14 protein-coding genes are annotated in these 21,167 nt (G+C 59.1%); 6 read left to right on the plus strand and 8 right to left on the minus strand.

Going from position 1 to position 21,167, the window contains the following annotated elements:
* Nucleotides 1-59: 59 nt before the first annotated feature.
* Together B3N48_RS03545 and B3N48_RS03550 are read right to left on the minus strand one after the other, a co-directional pair.
* Nucleotides 60-1,034 carry a 2-hydroxyacid dehydrogenase gene (locus B3N48_RS03545; RefSeq protein ID WP_296179477.1) on the minus strand — a complete coding sequence of 325 codons (975 nt, stop codon included), beginning with the start codon at nucleotides 1,032-1,034 and terminating at the stop codon, nucleotides 60-62.
* Between the two features lie 144 nt (nucleotides 1,035-1,178).
* Complete coding sequence (locus tag B3N48_RS03550) at nucleotides 1,179-2,126, minus strand: LysR family transcriptional regulator (protein WP_296179479.1); 948 nt, start codon at nucleotides 2,124-2,126, stop codon at nucleotides 1,179-1,181.
* A 181-nt stretch (nucleotides 2,127-2,307) separates the two neighbouring features.
* Between B3N48_RS03550 and B3N48_RS03555 the strand changes: the two genes are divergently transcribed.
* From B3N48_RS03555 to B3N48_RS03570, 4 genes are all read left to right on the plus strand, one after another.
* The gene (locus B3N48_RS03555; protein ID WP_296179482.1) at nucleotides 2,308-3,819 is read left to right on the plus strand and encodes an efflux transporter outer membrane subunit; all 1,512 of its coding nucleotides are present in this window, start codon (nucleotides 2,308-2,310) and stop codon (nucleotides 3,817-3,819) included.
* Nucleotides 3,820-4,109: 290 nt separating this feature from the next.
* Nucleotides 4,110-6,296, plus strand: coding sequence for an FUSC family protein (locus tag B3N48_RS03560; protein ID WP_296179484.1), 2,187 nt, complete (start codon nucleotides 4,110-4,112; stop codon nucleotides 6,294-6,296).
* Entirely contained in the window at nucleotides 6,286-6,486 is a 201-nt protein-coding gene (locus tag B3N48_RS03565) for a DUF1656 domain-containing protein (protein ID WP_296179487.1), read from the plus strand. Before B3N48_RS03560 ends, B3N48_RS03565 begins: the two co-directional genes overlap by 11 nt.
* A 17-nt stretch (nucleotides 6,487-6,503) precedes the next feature.
* Complete coding sequence (locus B3N48_RS03570) at nucleotides 6,504-7,361, plus strand: HlyD family secretion protein (protein WP_296179489.1); 858 nt, start codon at nucleotides 6,504-6,506, stop codon at nucleotides 7,359-7,361.
* Here B3N48_RS03570 and B3N48_RS03575 read toward each other — a convergent pair whose 3' ends face one another.
* The 3 genes from B3N48_RS03575 to B3N48_RS03585 form a co-directional block, all read right to left on the minus strand.
* The gene (locus B3N48_RS03575; RefSeq protein WP_296179492.1) at nucleotides 7,362-10,040 is read right to left on the minus strand and encodes a hypothetical protein; all 2,679 of its coding nucleotides are present in this window, start codon (nucleotides 10,038-10,040) and stop codon (nucleotides 7,362-7,364) included.
* Nucleotides 10,041-10,222: 182 nt separating this feature from the next.
* Nucleotides 10,223-11,047, minus strand: coding sequence for an SDR family oxidoreductase (locus tag B3N48_RS03580; protein ID WP_296179495.1), 825 nt, complete (start codon nucleotides 11,045-11,047; stop codon nucleotides 10,223-10,225).
* 29 nt (nucleotides 11,048-11,076) lie between these two features.
* Nucleotides 11,077-11,541 carry a multidrug transporter gene (locus B3N48_RS03585; RefSeq protein WP_296179498.1) on the minus strand — a complete coding sequence of 155 codons (465 nt, stop codon included), beginning with the start codon at nucleotides 11,539-11,541 and terminating at the stop codon, nucleotides 11,077-11,079.
* Between the two features lie 509 nt (nucleotides 11,542-12,050).
* On the opposite strand from B3N48_RS03585, the gene B3N48_RS03590 reads away from it, so the two are divergent.
* Nucleotides 12,051-14,507, plus strand: coding sequence for an RHS repeat-associated core domain-containing protein (locus B3N48_RS03590; protein WP_296179500.1), 2,457 nt, complete (start codon nucleotides 12,051-12,053; stop codon nucleotides 14,505-14,507).
* Between the two features lie 109 nt (nucleotides 14,508-14,616).
* A complete protein-coding gene (locus B3N48_RS03595) occupies nucleotides 14,617-17,397 on the plus strand; it encodes an RHS repeat domain-containing protein (RefSeq protein ID WP_296179503.1) in 2,781 nt (926 codons plus the stop codon).
* 77 nt (nucleotides 17,398-17,474) lie between these two features.
* Here the strand turns inward: B3N48_RS03595 and B3N48_RS03600 are convergent, their stop codons facing one another.
* From B3N48_RS03600 to B3N48_RS03610, 3 genes are all read right to left on the minus strand, one after another.
* Nucleotides 17,475-18,929, minus strand: a complete 1,455-nt coding sequence (locus tag B3N48_RS03600) for a mannose-1-phosphate guanylyltransferase/mannose-6-phosphate isomerase (protein WP_296179506.1) — start codon at nucleotides 18,927-18,929, stop codon at nucleotides 17,475-17,477.
* A gap of 358 nt (nucleotides 18,930-19,287) precedes the next feature.
* Nucleotides 19,288-19,968 (minus strand): alginate O-acetyltransferase AlgF, encoded by a 681-nt coding sequence (locus tag B3N48_RS03605; protein ID WP_296179509.1) that lies wholly within the window; start codon nucleotides 19,966-19,968, stop codon nucleotides 19,288-19,290.
* A 13-nt stretch (nucleotides 19,969-19,981) separates the two neighbouring features.
* Nucleotides 19,982-21,157 carry an alginate O-acetyltransferase gene (locus B3N48_RS03610; protein ID WP_296179512.1) on the minus strand — a complete coding sequence of 392 codons (1,176 nt, stop codon included), beginning with the start codon at nucleotides 21,155-21,157 and terminating at the stop codon, nucleotides 19,982-19,984.
* Between the last annotated feature and the right edge of the window lie 10 nt (nucleotides 21,158-21,167).

Below are 21,167 nucleotides of genomic sequence, written 5' to 3' on the forward strand. Positions count from 1 at the left end.
AACACATACCTGTAGGAGTGAGCTTGCTCGCGATTGGATCTTCCAGGCGGTGACGTTGATCAGCCTTTCCACACCTGCTGATTCACCAGATCCTGCGGTTTCTCGCCCAGCAACGCGGCACGCAGGTTGTGGTATGCCCGATCCGCCATGGCCTGTCGGGTTTCGTGGGTGGCAGAGCCGATGTGTGGCAGGGTCACGGCATTGCTGAGCTGGAACAGCGGGGATTCGGCCAGCGGCTCTTTCTCATAAACGTCCAGACCCGCGCCGCGAATGGTGCCGTTCTGCAGCGCTTCGATCAGCGCGGCCTCGTCGACGATCGGGCCACGGGCGATGTTGACCAGAATCGCGCTCTTCTTCATCAGGCCCAGCTCGCGGGTGCTGATCAGGTGTTGGGTCTTTTCGCTCAACGGCACGACCAGGCACACGAAATCCGACTCGGCCAGCAGTTGGTCCAGCGTGCGGAATTGCGCGCCCAGTTCCTGCTCGACTTCGGTTTTGCGCGAGTTGCCGCTGTACAAAATCGGCATGTTGAAGCCCAGACGACCTCGACGCGCAACGGCCGCACCGATGTTGCCCATGCCGACAATGCCCAGCGTCTTGCCGTGAACGTCCGTGCCGAACTGCGGTGCTTCGATGCTGCGGGTCCACTTGCCGGCTTTGGTGTAGGCGTCCAGTTCGGCGACGCGGCGAGCGCTGCTCATGATCAACGAAAAACCAAGGTCTGCGGTGCTTTCGGTCAGTACGTCCGGGGTGTTGGTCAGCATGATGCCGCGCTCGGTGAGGTAGCTGACGTCGTAGTTGTCGTAACCGACCGAGATACTCGACACCACTTCCAGCTGTTTCGCGCTTTCCAGCTGTTCGCGGCCCAACTTGCGACCTGCGCCGATCATGCCGTGACTGTGGGGGAGGGCTTCGTTGAACTGCTCGTTCAGATCACCCTTTTTCGGGTCCGGGATGATCACGTTGAAGTCTTGCTGCAAACGCTCAGCCATTTCCGGGGAAACGCGGCTGAAGGCAAGGACAGTCTTTTTCATCGGATAGCTACTCTCGGGCAGTTCAGAGGGGAAGTGCGTAGCACGCTAACATTCTTGTTGGTGGATGTGCAGGGGGGACTGAACGCGCACCGTGGGAGCCGGCTCCCACCCGTATGAAGCTCGCAGGCTCGCGCTCTTTTGGCCTTACCCCACCTGCGGCAACACGTGAGTCTGCAAATCCGCTTCGTGGGCAGCCATGATTTCCGGCAGCGAGCCGCGCAGGTATTCGACCCAGGTCTTGATCTTGGCATCCAGATACTGACGCGACGGGTAGATGGCGTACAGGTTCAGCTCCTGGGAGCGGTACTGCGGCAGCACACGCACCAGCGAACCGTTGCGCAAGCCTTCGATGGCCGAGTAAATCGGCAAAATCCCGATGCCCATGCCGCTGCTGATCGCCGCTTTCATCGCGTCGGCCGAGTTCACCAGAAACGGCGAACTGGGAATGGTCACCGTTTCCTGACCTTCGGGCCCGTCGAACGCCCATTTTTCCAGCGGAAACACCGGGCTGACCAGTCGCAGGCACGCATGATTCAGCAAGTCGGCGGGCTTGTAGGCCATGCCGAACGCCTTGATGTACGCGGGCGAGGCACAGACGATGCTGTACGTAATGCCCAGCCGCTGAGAGACGAAGCCTGAGTCCGGCAACTCGCTGGCCAGCACGATGGAGACGTCGTAGCCCTCTTCGAGCAGGTCAGGGACGCGGTTGGTCATGGTCAGGTCGAAGGACACATCGGGATGATTGCGCCGATAACGGGCGATCGCGTCGATCACGTAGTGCTGACCGACGCCCGTCATCGAATGCACCTTCAATTGCCCGGCCGGACGCGCATGGGCATCGCTGGCTTCGGCTTCGGCTTCTTCGACATACGTCAAAATCTGCTCGCAGCGCAGCAGGTACCGCTTGCCGGCTTCAGTCAGGGCGATGCGACGGGTCGTTCGGTTGAGGAGTCGGGTTTGCAGGTGGGCTTCAAGATTGGAGACGGCGCGCGAGACGTTGGCGGTGGTGGTGTCCAGCTGGGCGGCGGCAGCGGTGAAGCTGCCAGCCTGCGCCACGCAACTGAAGGCGCGCATGTTTTGCAGAGTGTCCATTGGCCGTTCTCTGGTGAGATGGCAAATTGTGACATGAAGTTACTGATCCATGTCAGCCATACCAAAGGATTATCCTCCGTTCTGTAATAAAGATTCACAAAACGCCCGGCTTATCGCTCTAGCAGGCGCCACCTAGAATCGCGGCTCGATTCACTTGCTCCTCATTCGGGAAATTGCAGCTGTGCCGCGTCGCATCGTCAGGGGGCTGAAACCCCTTAGTGTCTGGGCTTTTACGTTACTCATCAGCGGCTGCATCGGAACCGGCGGAATCGCGCCTCAAGGAACGTCGGTGTCACCTGACGCATTGGCCACCGACGACGCCATCAAGGCTGCGGCCAAAGATGCCCATTGGCCGGACGGTCAATGGTGGCGCGCCTATGGCGACGACCAACTCAACCACTGGATCGAACTCGCCGTCCTCGGCAGCCCGAGCCTGGCGATGGCGGCGGCCCGTGTGCGTCAGGCCAAGGCCATGGCAGGCATTGCCGAGTCGGCGGAGTCCTTGCACGTCAATGGCGACAGCTCGCTGAAACGCCATAACTGGCCGACGGATCCGTTCTACGGGCCCGGCGATCTCTCGAACACCAGCACCTGGGACAACAACGCTTCACTGGGCCTAGGCTACTCCCTCGATCTCTGGGGTCGGGAAAGCAATCACAGCGAGCAGGCGCTGGACCTGGCGCACATGAGCGCCGCCGAGGAGCGTCAGGCACAGTTGGAGTTGCAGGACAACATCGTCCGCGCCTATATCCAGCTGTCGCTCAATTACGCCCAGCGCGACATCGCCGAAGCGACCCTCGCTCAGCAGCAACAGATTCTCGACCTGGCGCAACGTCGTCTGAAAGGCGGCATCGGCACGCGCTTCGAAGTCAGTCAGGCCGAAACGCCACTGCCTGAAAGCCATCGCCAGATCGATGCGTTGGATGAAGCCATCGCCCTCAGCCGAAATCAGATTGCGGCGCTGGCGGGCAAAGGGCCGGGGGATGGCGCGAGCCTGCAACGCCCGACGCTGTCACTCAAGACCTCGCTGACCTTGCCGTCTGCGTTGCCTGCGCAACTGCTTGGCCAACGTCCTGACGTGGTAGCCAGTCGTTGGCGGGTGGCGGCGCAGGCCCGTGGCATCGATGTCGCCCACGCCGGGTTTTACCCCAACGTCGATCTGATGGGCAGCCTGGGTTACATGGCCACCGGCGGCGGCATGCTTGAATTTTTGGCTGGCAAGAAATTCAACTACAGCGTCGGCCCGGCGATCAGTCTGCCGATTTTCGACGGCGGTCGTTTGCGCTCGGAACTGGGCGTGGCGTCGGCGGGGTATGACACGGCGGTGGCGCAGTACAACCAGACCTTGGTGAACGCGCTCAAGAGCATTTCCGATCAGTTGATCCGGCGCGATTCGATGAACAAGCAGCAGGCGTTCGCCGATCAATCCGTGGCGGCGGCGCAGAAAACCTATGACATCGCGATGGTGGCGTACCAACGCGGCCTTACCGATTACCTGAACGTGCTCAACGCGCAGACGCTTTTGTTCCATCAGGAGCACGTGCAGCAGCAGATTCAGGCCGCGCGTTTGACCGTGCACGCGGAATTGGTCGTGGCGCTGGGGGGTGGATTGATGGCTGGCAGTGATTCGCCAGCAGCCGACAAGACCATGGCGCCCAAGACCCCGGCGTTGCTGACGGTGTTTGATAAATGAACGCAGCAACCTGTAGGAGCGTGGCTCGTCCCGCGATCGACGGGGAACCCGTCGCAAAATCTGCCGGTGGCCATCTTTCTGACACACCGCAGTTATCGGATCTGCTGCCGGTTCCCGGCAGGTCGCGGGACAAGCCACGCTCCTACAAAGAGGTAGGAGGCCGATGGAAATGTTGCGCTTGACACGGCCTCTTCGCGGGCAAGCGCGCTCCTACGTTGGAATGCGGTCGCCTGTAGGAGTGAGCTTGCTGGCGATAGCCACCTTGCGGTTAATCCAGGTATTGCACTGACATGACCCAAGCCCTGCATTGGCTCAAATCCCTCGAATTTCGCCGCGAGCTGAACGGTTGGGCGCGCAGTGACGGGGTGACGTGGATCTACATTTTCAAGGTGCTGACGGCCGCGTTCCTGACCTACTGGATCGCCATGCGTCTCGAACTGCCGCAACCGCGCACGGCGATGATCACCGTGTTCATCGTCATGCAGCCCCAAAGCGGCCACGTGTTCGCCAAGAGCTTCTATCGCCTGATCGGCACCTTGGCGGGGTCGGTGGTCATGATGACGCTGATGGCCCTGTTCGCGCAGAACAGCGAGCTGTTCCTTGGCAGTCTGGCCATCTGGGTCGGTATCTGCTGCGCTGGCGCGGCTCGCTATCGCAACTTCGCGGCGTACGGTTTTGTACTCGCTGGCTACACGGCGGCGATGACCGGCCTGCCTGCGCTGGCTCACCCTGAAACCTCGTTCATGGCGGCGGTGTGGCGGGTGCTGGAAATCTCCCTCGGTATCGTCTGCTCGACCTTGGTCACGGCGGCGATCCTGCCGCAAAGCTCTGGCGCGGCGATGCGCAACGCGCTGTATCAACGCTTCGGTGTGTTCGCGCAATTCGTCGTGACCGGCCTGCGCGGCGAGGGTGAGCCTGCGGCGTTCGAGGCCAGCAACGTGCGTTTCATCGCCGATGCCGTAGGGTTGGAAGGGCTGCGCGCGGTCACGGTGTTCGAAGACCCACACATGCGCCGCCGCAACGGTCGCCTGAACCGCTTGAACAGCGAGTTCATGACCATCACCACGCGTTTCAACGCCTTGCATCAGTTGCTGGAACGTCTGCGCCGGCGTGGCGTGACGCCTGCCGTCGCGGCCATTGAGCCAGGCCTCGACGCCTTGGCCGAGCTGCTTCAGCGCTTCGCCGGTCGTGCACTGACCAACGCCGATGCCGCGCTGTTGGCCCGTCGGCTGAGCGATTTCAAGGCTGATCTGCCCGAGCAGGTGCGTCGGCTTCGGGCCGAGTTCGTCATGACTTCGCCCAGGGACGATGACCTGCTGGATTTTCATACCGCCTACGAGTTGATGTATCGCTTCGTCGATGACCTGCACGATTACGCCGAGACCCATGCTTCACTGGCCGACCATCGCCACGAGCGCGAGAAATGGGTCGAGCCGTTCGTCTCCACCACCAACTGGATGTCGTCCGTGGCGTCGGGCGTTCGCGCGACGTTCATTCTGGCGGTGATGTCGGTCTATTGGGTCGCGACCGCCTGGCCCAGCGGCGCGACGATGACCCTGGTATCGGCGGCCACTGTCGCGCTGTCGGCGACCACCCCGAATCCCCGGCGCATGTCGTTCCAGATGGCGTGCGGCACGTTTCTAGGCGCGCTCCTCGGCTTCTTCATCACCTTCTTTGTGCTACCGCGGATCGACGGCTTTCCCTTGCTGTGCATGGTGCTGGCGCCAGTGTTCGTGCTCGGCACCTTCTTGACCACGCGCCCGCAGTGGGTCGGCTACGGGTTAGGGCTGCTGATTTTTTTCAGCATCGGATCGGCCCCGGACAACCTCACGGTCTACAACCCTTACACTTTCATCAACGATTACATCGCAATGGTCATCGGCATGCTGCTTTGCGCGGCGGCCGGAGCGATTATTTTGCCGCCGAACAGCCGCTGGCTATGGCAACGGCTGGAAGGGGATTTGCGCCAGCAGGTGGGGTTCGCGATCAGCGCGCCGCTGCGCCGAATCCGCTCGAGTTTCGAGAGCCGCACCCGCGACCTCATGCACCAGGCTTACGGTCTGGCAGCGGGTAAACCCGAGGTGCAGCGCAACCTGCTGCGCTGGATGCTGGTGGTGCTGGAAATCGGCCACGCGATCATCGAGTTGCGCCGCGAGCAGGACGTGCTGCCCGTTCACCCAAGCTACGCGGCATTGCAGCCGTGGCGTCAGGCGATTCGGGCGATGGGCCGTTCGCTGGTGCGCCTGTTCCTGCAACCCGACCCGCACAACCTGGCGCGCAGCTTGGCAGCCGTGGACCACGCGATCGTCTGCGTGCAAAACACCGACGAACCGTTCGCCCCGCACTTCGATACGTCGGCGCTGCGCCGGGTCAAAAGCTACCTGCATTTCATCCGCACCTGTCTGCTCGATCCGCAATCACCCTTGGCCACATTTGTGCCTGCCCGCACTGCGCAAGGACGTTTCCATGCCACGTGAAATCGCCTTCCATGGCGTTTACATGCCGACCGTGACTGTGATGTTTCTGGTCGCCATGGTGCTGTCCTGGGCGCTGGACCGCTTCATGTCCGGCCTCGACCTGTACCGTTTTTTCTGGCACCCGGCGTTGCTGCGCCTGAGCCTGTTCAGCTGCATTTTTGGCGCGATGGCGCTGACCGTTCACCGTTGAGGCACTAGTCACCCGAGATGAAAAAGCTCATCAGTCTGATCGCAACGTTATTGATTCTGGCGCTGGCCATCTGGATCGGCCGCCTGCTGTGGATTCACTACATGGACACCCCGTGGACCCGCGATGGCCGTGTCCGCGCTGACGTGATCAACGTCGCCGCCGATGTCAGCGGCGTGGTCATCGACGTCCCCGTCAAGGACAACCAGCCGGTGAAAAAGGGCGACCTGTTGATGCAGATCGACCCGGAGCATTACCAATTGGCGGTCAAACAGGCCGAAGCCCTGGTCGCTTCGCGCAAGGCCACGTGGGAGATGCGCAAGGTCAACGCCGCCCGCCGCAAGGACATGGACGCGCTGGTGATTTCTGCCGAGAACCGCGAAGACGCCTCCAACGTCGCCAACTCCGCTCAGGCCGATTATCAACTGGCAGTGGCGCAACTGGAAGCCGCTCAACTCAACCTGCAACGTACCAAGGTGCTGGCAGCCGTCGATGGTTACGTCACCAACCTCAATGTGCATCGCGGCGATTACGCGCGCATGGGCGAGGCGAAAATGGCGGTCGTCGACAAACACTCGTTCTGGGTGTACGGCTTCTTCGAGGAGACCAAATTGCCACATGTGAAGATCGGTGACCCGGCGGACATGCAGTTGATGAGCGGCGAAGTGATGAAGGGCCATGTCGAAAGCATCGCCCGTGCGATCTATGACCGCGACAACCCGGAAAGCCGCGAGCTGATCGCCGACGTCAACCCGACCTTCAACTGGGTCCGCCTGGCGCAGCGTGTGCCGGTACGCATCCATCTGGATGACGTACCGGACAGCGTAGTGTTGGCGGCGGGGATAACGTGCACGGTGATCGTCAATCCGCAGCCCTGATCAAGCGCTTTCGGGAACCGGCGGGCTGACGGCGGCCGCGACCGCCAGGGTGGCCAGCCGGCGAAGTTCCTTGATGGCCAGCTCACGGGCGTAAATCCTGATGCCGACCGTGTTGGCGATGAACCGGCCTGCGGCGTCGTAGGCACCCAGGATCGCAGTGCCGGGAATGCCATGGCCATAGTTGATCTCGGTGGGGGAGAATTTGATCGGTTTGGCGTTTGGATAGCTCGCGTTGTAGTGGTTCTGATAAAGGTGGTAGCCATCGAACTTGCGCGCATCGATCAGGTAGGTGTAGCCGCCTTTCTGCCCGCCGTAGACATATGCACCCACGTTGTTCCTGTAATAGTAGACCGACGTGGAAATGCCTTTGCCGTCGGGGTCCAGCGCGTCATGGCCGCCACCAAAACCACCGCGTACGCCAGTGACCTTATGAATGTCTTTCTGGATCTCCTCTGCAGGCGTTCTCAGCTCGAAGCCCTTCTTGAATACCTCGTCGGGCGCGCGCATGTCGCCTCGAAATACCCTGCCGCGATAGATGACCAGATCATGGCCTTCGACTGTCCGGTTGATGAGTTGGCTGTTCTGGTTCACCAGTGCCTGAGCCTGATCGGGACCTTTGGACAGCTCATTGACGACAGTGCGTCTGGCGCGTGCAACTTCGGTCGGGTCCAGTCTGAGTCTTTTGTATGGGGCTGCCTGACCGGGAAAAGACCGTGTCTTTCTCATGTAGCGGTACACCGATCTCGCGATGCTTGATCGGCTGGCTGCGGAAACGGCTTTACCGACCAGCTTTCCGGCGATCGGCCCGACCAGTTCAAGGATGGCTCCGAAGAGTGCTGCTCTGTAGTGGGCGTTTGCTTCTTCGGGAATATCGGCATTGGCGCCGCGCAATGCCTGCAGCGCGACGGCGCTGTAGCCCAGCAGGAACGACACCAGCAGCCGCACACTCACCGCGCCCGGCCCGAGAGGCAGTGTCGCGATCAAGGATAGACCCTGAAGCATGTACATCCCGGCTTCCAGCCACTGGTCGGTCAGGCGTTCATTATCGGTGGACACCAGCGTGTCGATGTCAGCGAGCATCCGCTTGATCCTGATCCCGTGCAGGGCTGCGAAGGCATCATCGGTGTCGAGGAAGTTCAGCGGGGGAAATCGCGTGGGATACGGGCCAATCTGCGTGATCCAGTACGCCAGGGGGCCATTGCCTTTTCTGATCTGCGCATACAGGGGCAGCCTCTGAGTGATCAAGCGCGCAAGCCAGGGCGAGTGTTCGATGAAGGCGCGGCGATTGGTCCCGGGTAGCGCGAAGACAGCCTGATCCTGCTCGGCGTCAAGAAAGATCAACAGGCCCGTGGCTGACTTGGCGTCGGGCCAGGAGAGGTAAAGCGCCTGTGCGACGTCAGCCTTCCAGAGACGAGTCCGAAACTCAATGGTCTGAAGTTTGGCGTCACCCCGGGTATAAGCGTCTACCAGTTGCTTCATGGACTCAGGGGTGTGAGGTCGCTTGACGTAATGGTCCAGACGATCCTGCACCTCTACCCTGGCCTGCAACTGCAACATGTATCGAGCATTCGGCGTGTTCAAGCGTTGCTCGATATCTGCCTGATAACGCGATTGCAGGTCTGCCGAGTCCAGCGCTTGCACCAGGTCTTGGGGATAGTTCGAGGGCCATTGGACTTGCACATGAGCGTGACCATTGAGTTCTCGCCGAAAGGCGTCGGTAACGATTTCATCAAGTGTGTAGGTCTTGTCTTTCCGGTGTCCGATAATGGTGTCGATCGCACCGAACAGCGCGTCCGACCCCACCAGTCCACCGGACGCTGGCGGTTTGGGCATGTAGCTCACGTTGATAGGCGTTTTTTCGTTAATGCTGTTTTTGAGCTTTTCCGAAGCGCTTGAACTGTCGACGATCTGGCGGATGGACCGATTGATATATTGCACGGGGTCCAGCAGTTCAGGGTCATAGACGCTGTCGAACAGCGCGATCATGTCGTCGACGGTGCGGGCCAACTCTTGCTCAGTGAGGTCCGAAGCGTCGAAATCGGCTGCCGTACTTGCGCCCAAGGACGCCTCGATTTCATTGAGTTCATCCAGATCATCTTGATCTTCGATGTCCAGCTCAGGACCCTCGGTTTCGAAGTCGGTGGCCAAAAGCTCTTCCGCCTGCCCTCCGAGACCCGATTGGGTCCCGGTTCCGAAGAACTCCTCGACCGGGAACTGGATGTCTTCGTAACCATTCGCTTGGGCCTCGGTTCCGAAGAACTCCTCGACCGGGAACTGGATGTCTTCGTAACCATTCGCTTGGGCCTCGGTTCCGAAGAACTCCTCGACCGGGAACTGGATATCTTCGTAACCATTTTCTTGTGGCCTGGGTCCAAAGAACTCTTCGACCGGGAACTGGATGTCATCATCGTCATCGACAACATCGCCTCGTCCTGCAAGATCGGGCTCAACGATGGCGCCGGAACTGGCGGCATCCCCGGCTTCAACAGAGTCATGACTGGCAGATTCAAGCTTGAGGAGAAGCGCTTCGAGCTCCATGAGCAACGATATCTGGAGGTCTTCATCGTCTTGCGCGAGGTCGATCTGGAGGAACAGCGCCTGGAGATCTGCGAGTGTTGAACGTTGGGCGTTGCTGCCATCGCTGAAAGGGGGTGCGTCGTGTGGCGATACGCTATTCATGGTGTCTTCCTTGACAGTTGATCGGCCCCCTCATGAGGCCGGTTGGATCAGCCCTGCGTTCAGGGCGGCTTCAGGCAATACTGACGCAACAGCGGACGAATTTCTGTAGCCGGTTTCCTCAGGCTGCAGAGGATTTTGGTGTCAGGCCGCACAAGATAATCCGCTATCTGCTGCGAGATGGATTACAAAGGCCCGTGTAGCCTGAACCGCTTGCTCAGAATCTTTTCCAGCAGCGCCTTGGGCAGCAGTCGCGCCATCAGCGGCAGCGCCCGGCTGCCATTGCCGGAGCGCAAAAGCCGTGGCGGGTTTGCCTGCTGCACGGCCTCGAGTACGTCGCGAGCGAAATCGCGGGCCGGGGTAGGATGGGTCTGTGAAGCATTGGCCCGGGCGCGGATGCCTTCGCGTAACGGCCACCACGGCGAGCCTTCGTGGATAACCTGCTCCGCTTCGTGGCCGGCATTCCTGGCGAACTGCGTGTCGATGGCGCCGGGCTGGACTTCCATCACGCGCATGCCAAACGGCGCCAGTTCCATGCGTAACGCATCACTCATCGAACTGACGGCCGCTTTCGATGCGCAATAGGCGCCGCCAAACGGCGTGGTCAGCACTCCGGAAACACTGCCGATGTTCACCACCAGCCCCTTGTTGCGACGCAGCAGGGGAAACAGTGCGCCAGTCACGCCGACCATGGAAAACACGTTGGTCTCGAACTGCCTGCGGATGGCGTCGACGCCGCCATCGAGCAGTGGGCCGATGCCGCCGTAGCCGGCGTTGTTGATCAGGATGTCGAGCCCTTTGCCATGCTCTTCCAGCTGCGCCGTGAGCCGCTCGAGTGCCTCGCTGTCATTCACGTCCAGCTCGACTGCCGTGAAACCGGCGGCGCTGAGGGCCTGCACGTCGGCTGGCTTGCGTGCCGTTGTCCAGACCTCATGGCCTGCGTCCTTGAACGCATCTGCCATGGCGCGGCCGATGCCGCTGGAACAACCGGTGATCAGAACGACAGGCATGGGTTTCATTCCTTGAAGGGCAAATGGCGTTAATCGGAGAAGGTGCCTTGCAGGCGCTCGGCGCGGAATTCCAGGGTTTGCGGGCGATAACCGTTGCGCAATGGCGGCAGCGGCAGGCAGTCCTGCCATTGGCTGTCGGGCAGCAATTCACCCGGCCCCCGGTAACGGGGCGCGGTGTAGGTATCGTCGGCGAGGTTGACGGTATCCCCCGACGCGTACGCCGCCACTTTCCAGCGCAGTTCCTTCAGCGGCACGTTGTTGCCGTTATCGATCAGCACCAGCAGCGGCTTACCTACTGGGCATTGTTGTGGCGCGTAATTCAGCCGGAGTTGGAGTCGCTCCAGTCGCGAGGCATCGCGCTTGTCTTCCCAGACCACGAATCCCGCGACAACGGCCAACCCGATGGCTGCCGCCAGCGACACCGGCAAGGCCTTCGCGGGGTAACGCAACAGCAGGATCAGCCAGGTGAAGATCAGTATGGCGCCAATGATCATTGTTCGATCTCGAAAGGGCAGGTGATCCGCATCGTACCGAAAGGGGAACAGGACACCAATCGGCGTTTGGACCAACGCGCGGCTGACCAATGGTCCCTTCCCAGGCTTGTAGGCCCGCTACGCTTGAAAAAACGTCGCAATGGATTGCAGTCGTCATGGGTTCTCTCTCGCCTGTTCACTCTCATACTCCCACCCTGAGCGCCGTTGACCCGCGCGGCCTCGCTGTGCGCCAAATTGCATTCCATCGAACCCACTTCGACGACCCCGCCTCCGAGCGAGTCCATCGCTCCTTGCATGACGCCGCTGGCCGACGGGTACGGCAATGGGACCCGAGGCTATGGGCCGCCGCCCACAATGACCCTGACGCCGCTGCGAATCTCCATGTCGTCCATTCCCTCACCGGGCAAACCTTGCTCAATGACCATTCGGACGCGGGTTGGCGTGTCGAATTGCCGGGTGAGGCAGGAAAGCGATGCTTTCGCTGGGATGCTCAAGGCCACGGACAGCGCATGGAGTACGACCTGCTCATGCGTGTGCTCGCAGTCTTCGAGATGAGCGACGGCCGGGAGGCGTGCGTCGAGCGCTTGACCTATGGCGCCCCCGATGGGGCTGATGCCAATCAATGCGGGCAGTTGATTCGGCATGATGATCCGGCCGGTTTGGTGATCAATGCTGCCTTTAGCCTTACAGGGCAGGTAAGTGAACAAACGCGCCGATTCTTGAGCGAACTCGCAGTACCTGATTGGCCCGAGTCTGAAAACGAGCGTGATTCATTTCTTGAACCGAGTGCGGGAGCCACAACCTGTTGGCGATTCAATGCGGCTGGGGAGGCAACAGAACAGACCGACGCTGTGGGAAATACTCAGCACTTTGGACACACCGCTTCAGGTCAGTTGAAAAGCACGCGACTGCAACTGCTTAACCAGTCTATGCAAACTCTCGTCAGCGATATCCGCTACGACGCGCACAATCGAATCAGGGCTGAAACGCTGGGCAACGGCATCGTCACCACCCTTGATTACGACCCTGTCGATGGCCGCTTGCGCAATCTGCGCGCTGATAACGGAAGGCTTCAGGACCTGCACTACGCCTACGGTCCGGTCGGGAATGTGGTGAGCGTTGAAGACCGCGCTCAACCGACGCGGTATTTCGCCAATCAGCAGATTGAGCCTCTTCGAACGTTTGCTTACGACACGCTTTATCAACTGATCGAGGCGACAGGCTACGAATCGGCCACAGCGAAGAAAGGGCCATCGACGCACCCTTTTTTTGCAACTGACAATCAGCTGAGCAATTACGTCCAACACTACGAATACGACACCGGTGGCAATCTGCACAAGCTGATTCACACCGGCGCTCGCAACCATACGCGGACTTTCGCAACTGCCCGCTACAGTAATCGCACTCTGCTGCAAACAGACGAACACTCGCCGACTGAAGAGCAAATAGCGGCAGGCTTCGATGCCAACGGGAATTTGCGAGAGTTGTCGCCGGGCCAGACTTTGAGTTGGGATTTACGTAATCAATTGAGCGAAGTCACGCCGGTTGAGCGGGAGTCTGGCTTCAATGATCGCGAGATCTACCGATACGATGCTGCTGGCGCCCGCGTGCGCAAAGTACGTGTCACTCAATCAAGAGCGCTGACTCATTTGAGCGAAGTGCGTTATCTGCCGGGGCTGCAAATCCGAACTAACAGCGCGACCGGTGAAGTACTGCATGTGGTCACCGCGCAGGCGGGACGCAGCAATGTGGGGGTATTGCATTGGGAAACGGGACGCCCGACCGATATCGAAAACAATCAAGCGCGTTACTCCCTGACGGATCACCTTGGATCAAGCACGCTTGAGGTGGACAACCACGGGCAACTCATCAGCCATGAGGCCTATTTTCCCTTCGGCGAAACCGCGTGGTTTGCCGCGCGAAGCGAGTTGGAGGCCAAATACAAGACCGTTCGCTATTCCGGAAAAGAGCGAGATGCGACGGGGCTTTATGACTACGGTTTGCGCTATTACGCACCTTGGCTGATGCGCTGGATAAACCCCGATCCTCAAGGTGAAGAGGGCGGAGTGAACCTTTACCAGATGGTGGTGAACAACCCGATCAACTACATAGACCGGCATGGGGAGAAACCTGAAGTGCCGCAAGAGATCCACTATATATGGATCGGCAAGAGCGACTCACTGCCTGAAAAGTATTTAGCTAATATCAGGGACGCCGCAGCGCGCAATCCTGGCTTCAACATCACCCTGCATACGGATCTGCGGGATGATGATGGCGGTGTCGAGAAGCTAAGCGAACGATTGGGGGCCGCTAAAAACCTGAGTGTGACCCGGCTTCATGATGAGGCGTTTTTCACATCCTTCAGCTCATCGCCCTCCGGTTCTATTTATAGCGACCTTTTTGGGAGCGACCCTCGCAATTATGCTGCTGCCACGGATGTGCTTCGATATAGCTTGATCAACCATTACGGAGGCATTTATGCCGATGTGGATGATAAGTTCAGGCGCCCGGTCAGATCAGGTGACTTCATCCCCAAAAAGAATCGTGTCTTTACGATGGGTATTGTCGAGATGCCTTGGGCGCGCGGAACGTACTCGATCAACAATAATGCCTTCGCGTCTCATGCCCAAAATTCCACGCTGAGTACGCTGATAAAGGAGATCAACAAAAAGTACGAACCGTACAGAGAACGAGGCCTGGGGGCGACTCTCACTTCGATGCCGGCCCACACCTCTGATCAAATTAACGAGAAGATGAAGATTGTGTCTGAAACAACCGGGCCCGGCATATTCACGCGGGTACTGACGAACCAGGATTCCAAACTGAAAAAGCTCTACACCAACGTCGTGGCCGATGTGAGGGGCGAGAAGGACGTTGTCAATCTGAGTCGCCACGAGGCCCAGATTGAAAAAAGGATGAGAATGAGGGGCATCATTAGCTTTGGAAATGCGCACTCTTGGCAGTGAGATGTTCGTCGCGTTTATAAGTTATGACAGCCTTGCGGACCAGCGGTTGGGATGGGTATTCAGGCAGCCCGCTACTCTTCAGGAATTTTACGCAACGGATTGCGAACATATGCCCTCTATTTCCGCCCTGCACACCCAAACCCCTGTGTTAAATGTCATCGAGCCTCGCGGCTTGCATGCTCGTTCGGTGTCGTTCCATCGAACGCACGTTGATGAATCCCCCTCTGAGCGTATTGATCACTCGACTTACGATGCCGCAGGCAGACGTGTCAGCCGCTGGGACCCCCGATTGTGGGCAGCAGCGAAGAAACTGCCGGATACGCCAAGTAATGTCAGCACCTTGAGTTCTCTGTCAGGCCAAGTGCTTTTCACTGAAAGCGTAGATGCCGGATGGAGCGCCGAGTTGCTGGGCGAGGGCGGGTACCGGGTTTGTCGATGGGATGGGGCAGGGCATTCGCAGCGGGTTGAATATGATCAGTTGTTGCGTTCTGTGGCGGTGTTTGAAAACGATGGGGCTCGGGAAAGCTGCACTGAGCGACTCAGCTATGGCGGCCCTGATGCATGGGATGCGAATCAATGCGGGCAATTGATTCGGCATGATGATCCGTCAGGCTCGGTGATCGGCTCAGCGTTCAGCCTGACCGGGCAGGTGATCCAACAAACGCGCCGTTTTCTGAACGAACTTGCTGGACCTGACTGGCCCGAACTTGAAAGTGATCGTGATTCATTTCTTGAACCGAGTGCGGGAGCCACAATATGTTGGCGATTCGATGCGGCTGGGGAGGCAGCAGAACAGACCGACGCCATGGGGAACACTCAGCGCTTTGGTCAAACCGTTTCGGGTCAGCTGAAAAGCACGCGACTGCAGTTGCTGAACCAGCCCCTGCAAACCCTCGTCAGTGATATCCATTACGACGCGCACAATCGAATCGAGGCTGAAACGCTCGGCAACGGCATCGTCACCACTCTCGATTACGACCCATCCGATGGCCGACTGCGTAACTTGCGTGCTGATAACGGGCGCCTTCAGGACCTGCATTACGCCTACGATCCGGTTGGGAATGTAGTGAGCATTGAAGACTGCGCTCAGCCAACGCGGTATTTCGCCAATCAACAAATCGAACCCCTGCGTACTTTCATGTACAACACGCTTTACCAACTCATTGAGGCGACGGGGTACGAATCGGCGACAGTAAATAAAGGCCCAACAACGCAATCTTTCGCAACAGCGAATGAACTGAGCAATTACATTCAGCGCTATGAATACGACGCAGGCGGCAATCTGCAAACACTGATTCACACCGGCGCTCGCAACCGCACGCGGGCCTTTGCCACTGCCCGATACAGCAATCGATCGTTGCTGCAAACAGGCGTTAACCCGCCGACTGAAGAGCAGATCGCGGCAGGCTTCGATGCCAATGGCAATTTGCGTGAAGTGTCGCCGGGCCAGACTTTGAGTTGGGATGTGCGTAATCAATTGAGCGGAGTGACGCCGGTGGAGCGAGAAAACGGCGTGAATGATCGCGAGACCTATCAATACGATGCTGCTGGCGCCCGCGTGCGTAAAGTACGTATCACTCAATCAAGAGCGCTGGTTCATTTAAGTGAAGTGCGCTATCTGCCTGGCCTGGAAATCCGCAGCAATGCCGCAACCGGTGAAGTGCTGCACGTGATCACTGCAACCGTAGGGCGTAGCTATGTGCGGGTGCTCCATTGGCAAACGGGACGCCCGACCGATATCGAAAATAATCAAGCGCGTTACTCCCTGACGGATCACCTTGGATCAAGCACGCTTGAGCTCGACAACCACGGGCAACTCATCAGCCATGAGGCCTATTTTCCCTTCGGCGAAACCGCGTGGTTTGCCGCGCGAAGCGAGTTGGCGGCCAAATACAAGACCGTTCGCTATTCCGGAAAAGAGCGAGATGCGACGGGACTTTATGACTATGGGTTGCGCTATTACGCACCTTGGCTCATGCGCTGGCTTAATCCTGATCCTGCAGGGGAGAAAGGGGGCCTGAATCTGTTTATGTTTGTACTCAATCGGCCTCTTTGTTTGATGGATCGACAAGGGCTTGAGCCCGTGAGAATAGCGACGGGAATTTCGGCATTTCCAGATCGCTCGCAACAGAAAATGCGTGAGGTACTAGAGCTCAGCAAAAACATAATTGAGCTCTTAACGACCAAGGATGTGTCAGACGAGGCTCGGAATGCCAGGCAGGCCGCATTGGCAACCAGCTTCGGCGAAGTCAGGTCACCGGGTTTCGATGAAGCAGTCGGTAAAAAGCTGAATAAGTTGAGGGAATTCTTGATTTCTCTGGAAGGCGATCATGAGGCTCGACTGGTTTTGGCAGAGCTACCTCAGGGGGTGAGAGGAGAAACTTCGGACGCCAAGGCTGGGGGAGATCGCACTGTTTTTTTGTCGTCGAGGCTACTCAAGGAGGGACATCCACTGGACGTCGCCAAAACTCTGATTCATGAGGCCAGCCATGCTGTTCACAACACTCGCGATTTTGCTTATGTAGGTTTGGGTATCAACACGCCGCAAAGCAACCCGAAGTCAGTAGCGCAATACGTGCAAACCTTGAAGGACTCTTCGCACAGGTTGTTATCAACGGGGCCTGACGAGTCTCAGATGCAGACGTGGGATGTTTTTCATTACGCCAAGCTCATGACGCGGTACGGCGCCCCGCCTCGTGACAGTGCCGCACGGCAGCAGTTATTTTTGAACGACCCTAATGTCAGAGGCAATGTACTGCTCAATAACGCAGACTCCCTCGCAACCTACTCTGTCATCGCTTGGCACAATATGCGTCAGCAAATGGGCCATGCCCGGGCTAGTGGCTCAGGTGCGTCATTTGTGCGACGTCTGAAATCTCTTTTCAAATAAAAAAGCCCCCCACCCAACCCTGCGGATGGGGATACGCAGGAGGGGGCGGGGGCAGTACAACGGGTTTTGCGGGTGTATCAGCGTGCGATGGTCTGGGTTCTCACGCCGGCTTCAATGCCGGGGGTCGAACGGCCGTAGACGTCTTCGAAACGCTCGATGTCGTCTTCGCCCAGGTAGCTGCCCGATTGCACTTCGATGATTTCCAGCGGGATCTTGCCCGGGTTGCGCAGGCGGTGGACCGAGGCGATCGGGATGTAGGTGGACTGGTTTTCGGTGAGCAGGAACACGTTCTCGTCACAAGTGACTTGCGCGGTGCCCGACACGACGATCCAGTGTTCGGCGCGGTGGTGGTGCATCTGCAACGACAGGCTGGCGCCCGGCTTGACCGAGATGCGCTTGACCTGAAAACGCCCGCCCATGTCCACGGAGTCGTACGAGCCCCACGGGCGATAGACTTCGAGGTGGTTCTGGGTTTCGGTACGGCCCTGCTCGTTGAGGGTGTTGACCATCTGCTTGACGCCCTGAACCTTGTCTTTGTGGGCGATCATCATGGCGTCCTTGGTTTCGACGACCACAATGTTGTCCAGCCCGATCACGGTGACCAGTTTGCCGTTGCCCTGAATCATGCAGTTGCGGCTGTCCTGGATGACCACGTCGCCTTTGGTGACGTTGCCGTTTTCGTCTTTCTGATGCACGTCCCACAGCGACGACCAGCAGCCGACGTCGCTCCAACCCGCTTCCAGCGGCACCACGCAGGCGCGCTGGGTTTTCTCCATCACGGCGTAGTCAATGGAGTTGTCCGGGCAGCAGGCGAAGCTGGCTTGATCCAGGTCGATGTTGTCGCCTTCGCGCTTGCTGCGCTCAAGGGTCAGCAGGCAGTTGTCGTAGATGTCCGGATCGTGCTTTTTCAGCTCTTCCAGGTAGCGGCTGGCGCGGAACAGGAACATGCCGCTGTTCCAGTAATAGCCGCCCGCGTCGACGAATTCGGCGGCGCGTTTTTCGTCAGGTTTTTCCACGAATTGAGCCACGCGGCTTACGCCTTCCGGCAGCAGGGCATCGGCGGTGGACTTGATGTAGCCGTAGCCGGTTTCCGGTTTGGTGGCCGGCACGCCAAACAGCACCATTTCGCCACGCTCGGCGGCCACGGTGGCCAGGGCCAGTGCGCGTTGCAGGGATTTCTGGTCGTCGATGACATGATCGGCGGGCAGCACCAGCATCAGTTCATCCCGGCCTTCGTTCGCCAGCATCATCGCGGTGATGGCCACGGCAGGCGCGGTGTTGCGACCGAACGGCTCCATGATGATGGCCTGAGTGTCGAGGCCCAGCGCATCGAGCTGCTCGCCGACGATGAAACGGTGATCTTTGTTGCACACCACGACAGGGTGCTGCATGCCCTCGAATTGCAGGCGCTCGAGGGTCTGCTGGAAGAGGGTGTGTTCGCCGGTCAGTGCCAGGAACTGTTTCGGGAACTGTTTGCGCGAAAGAGGCCAGAGTCGGGAACCGCTGCCACCTGACAAGATCACTGGAATCATTTTGTTTCTCCAAAATTTCGATAGCGTTTGTTTGGGCTATACGTCGGTTGTTTCTGTCGTTTCGGGTGTTTCTAGTTGTACCGCTGCGGTCGGCGTCCTCACGGTGGGCTGCTCGCCCTACCTGACGCCGAACGCTGATCTCTGCCGAAGCCGCTGATACTTGTGGGAGCGTGGCTTGTCCCGCGATCGACGACGCAGTCGTCGTTAAACCTGTTCGCGCGGTGGACCAGAATGACCGCATTCGCCAGGTCTGCTGGCGCTTCCCACCAGATCGCGGGACAAGCCTCGCTCCTACGGCCTATCGGCCAGAATCAAAAGCCAATTGCGTGCGCTACGTGGGCAGCGCACAACTTCGGTATTACTGAGTCGATGTCGGGCGCTTGACCCACACTGGCGACAAGTTGCTGCCATTGCCGGTGACATACAGCACTGCCGCCTCACCGCGCTCCAGCGCGACAGGCTTCAGGTCGCTGACTTTCTTGTCGCCATCGAACAGCGCGAAGCTGACCTTGACCGGGTTGATTTCACGCTCGCCGGTGCCTTTGGCTTTGACCGAATCCACTACGGCAGTCTTGCCGTCGGCGGTTTTCAGGGTCAGGGCCTTGTCACTCAGGTTCTGGACGCGCACCAGCGACTTCTGCTTGTTCTTGAACGGTGGCTCTTCCACCAGTTGCGGGGCGCCGGAAGTGTTGTTGACGATGGTGTAGTAGTGATCGCTCGCCAGTTTCACCGGCAGGGTGTTGCTGCCGATCTTGGCGCTGTAGTCGCCCTGCGGCATGAAGCTGAAGTCACTGCTGGCCAGCGGGCCGATCTCATTCAGGCTGGTGTTGCCGACGCTGGCGCTGACCTCTGCATTGCTGGCGTTATAGACGCGAACGAAGGTCGAGCCTTTAGGGGCTGTCGGGCCGTACAAAGCGGCGTCGCCTGCAGCGAAGGCCGAGAGAGATACGAAGCCCAGACTGGCGGCCAGGACGCAGGTTTTCAGCAAGCCGGACTTGGCGGAGCGTGCTGGCATGTGAGTGGTGGTCTGCATAGTCATGTGAGGATTCCTCTCAGTTTTGCGCCCGGTTGGGCGTTTCGGCGTTATTGGCGTTCTGAGCCAGATTTTGTTGAGGGTCACGAGCCTTTTTGAGTTCGGCGATCCACTGCGGATCGAACTCGGTCAGGTCGTTGTGGGCCGGGAGGTAGCGCTCCGGGAATTCCCAGATCAGTACCTGCGGCGGGCTGCTCTTGAAGGCATCGGTTTGCAGATATTTGAGCATCGGCAGAATCGGGCCATGACCGTCTTCGGCGTAGTTCACGACGTCGCTGTGCAGGGCCTGCTTCAGCGCGCCAGCGAAGTTCCAGTTGGGGTTGGCGCTGTAGCTGGTGCCGACCAGACCGACTGCCACCGAGTTGTCGGCGAACAACGCATCGCCGCCTTCACCTTCGGCTTGCGCCGGGTTGGTGCTGCGTTGTTGCAGATCGTCCGGCTTGGGCAGCAGGTTGCTGAACAGCGGGTCCAGCGGCAGGAAGTTGGTCAGGTCGCCCTTGTACGGCGCGCTGGCCTTGGCTTCAGTGACGAAGGTTTGCGGGTCGCCACTGAGCGGGGTCTCTTTCGAAATCGCCTCGCCCAGTTGCTGCGCGACGACTTCAGCCCCCATCGGCGTCCAGTGGGTATCGGTGCGCAGGAACACCTGGCCCTTATCCTTGGCGCTTTGCAGCGGTGCCAGCAGATCAGGGGCGAGGATGCCAGCCTGGCTGACCTGCGCGTGGAACTGCTGATACAGGTCGGTGTGCAACGTTGAAGGTTTGTTGTCGCCGACGTGCTCCGGGTACAGACGGGTCTTCGCCGGAACAATCGCCAGCACCAGTTGCGTGCCCTGTTTCTTCAAGGTGTCGCGCACGCCCTGGATGATCGCCAGGTTGTCGGCTTCGTTCTGCTCGCCATTGGCGACTGCGTCGAACTCCTCATCGGTGTACAACCACTGATCTTTGCCAAGAATCACGCCTGGACGACCTTCGTTGAACACTTTGTAATCCAGCGCTGCCCAGAGGTTGGTGCCCAGGCGCTTGATCGGGAACTCGTCGTCGTAGTGCGTCTCCACGGCCTTGGTCCAGTGACCGTTAAGGACGGTGGTTTCCTTCGACGTCGAGAAGCCGACAAAGCTGCGCAGCGACCACAGGCCCAGCGCCAGCAAGATCGCCAGAAACAGGAAGATGTAGAGGAAACGTAATGAACGGGTCATGTCAGGCTCC

It is taken from the genome of Pseudomonas sp. UBA1879 (assembly GCF_002338065.1).
GTDB lineage: Bacteria > Pseudomonadota > Gammaproteobacteria > Pseudomonadales > Pseudomonadaceae > Aquipseudomonas.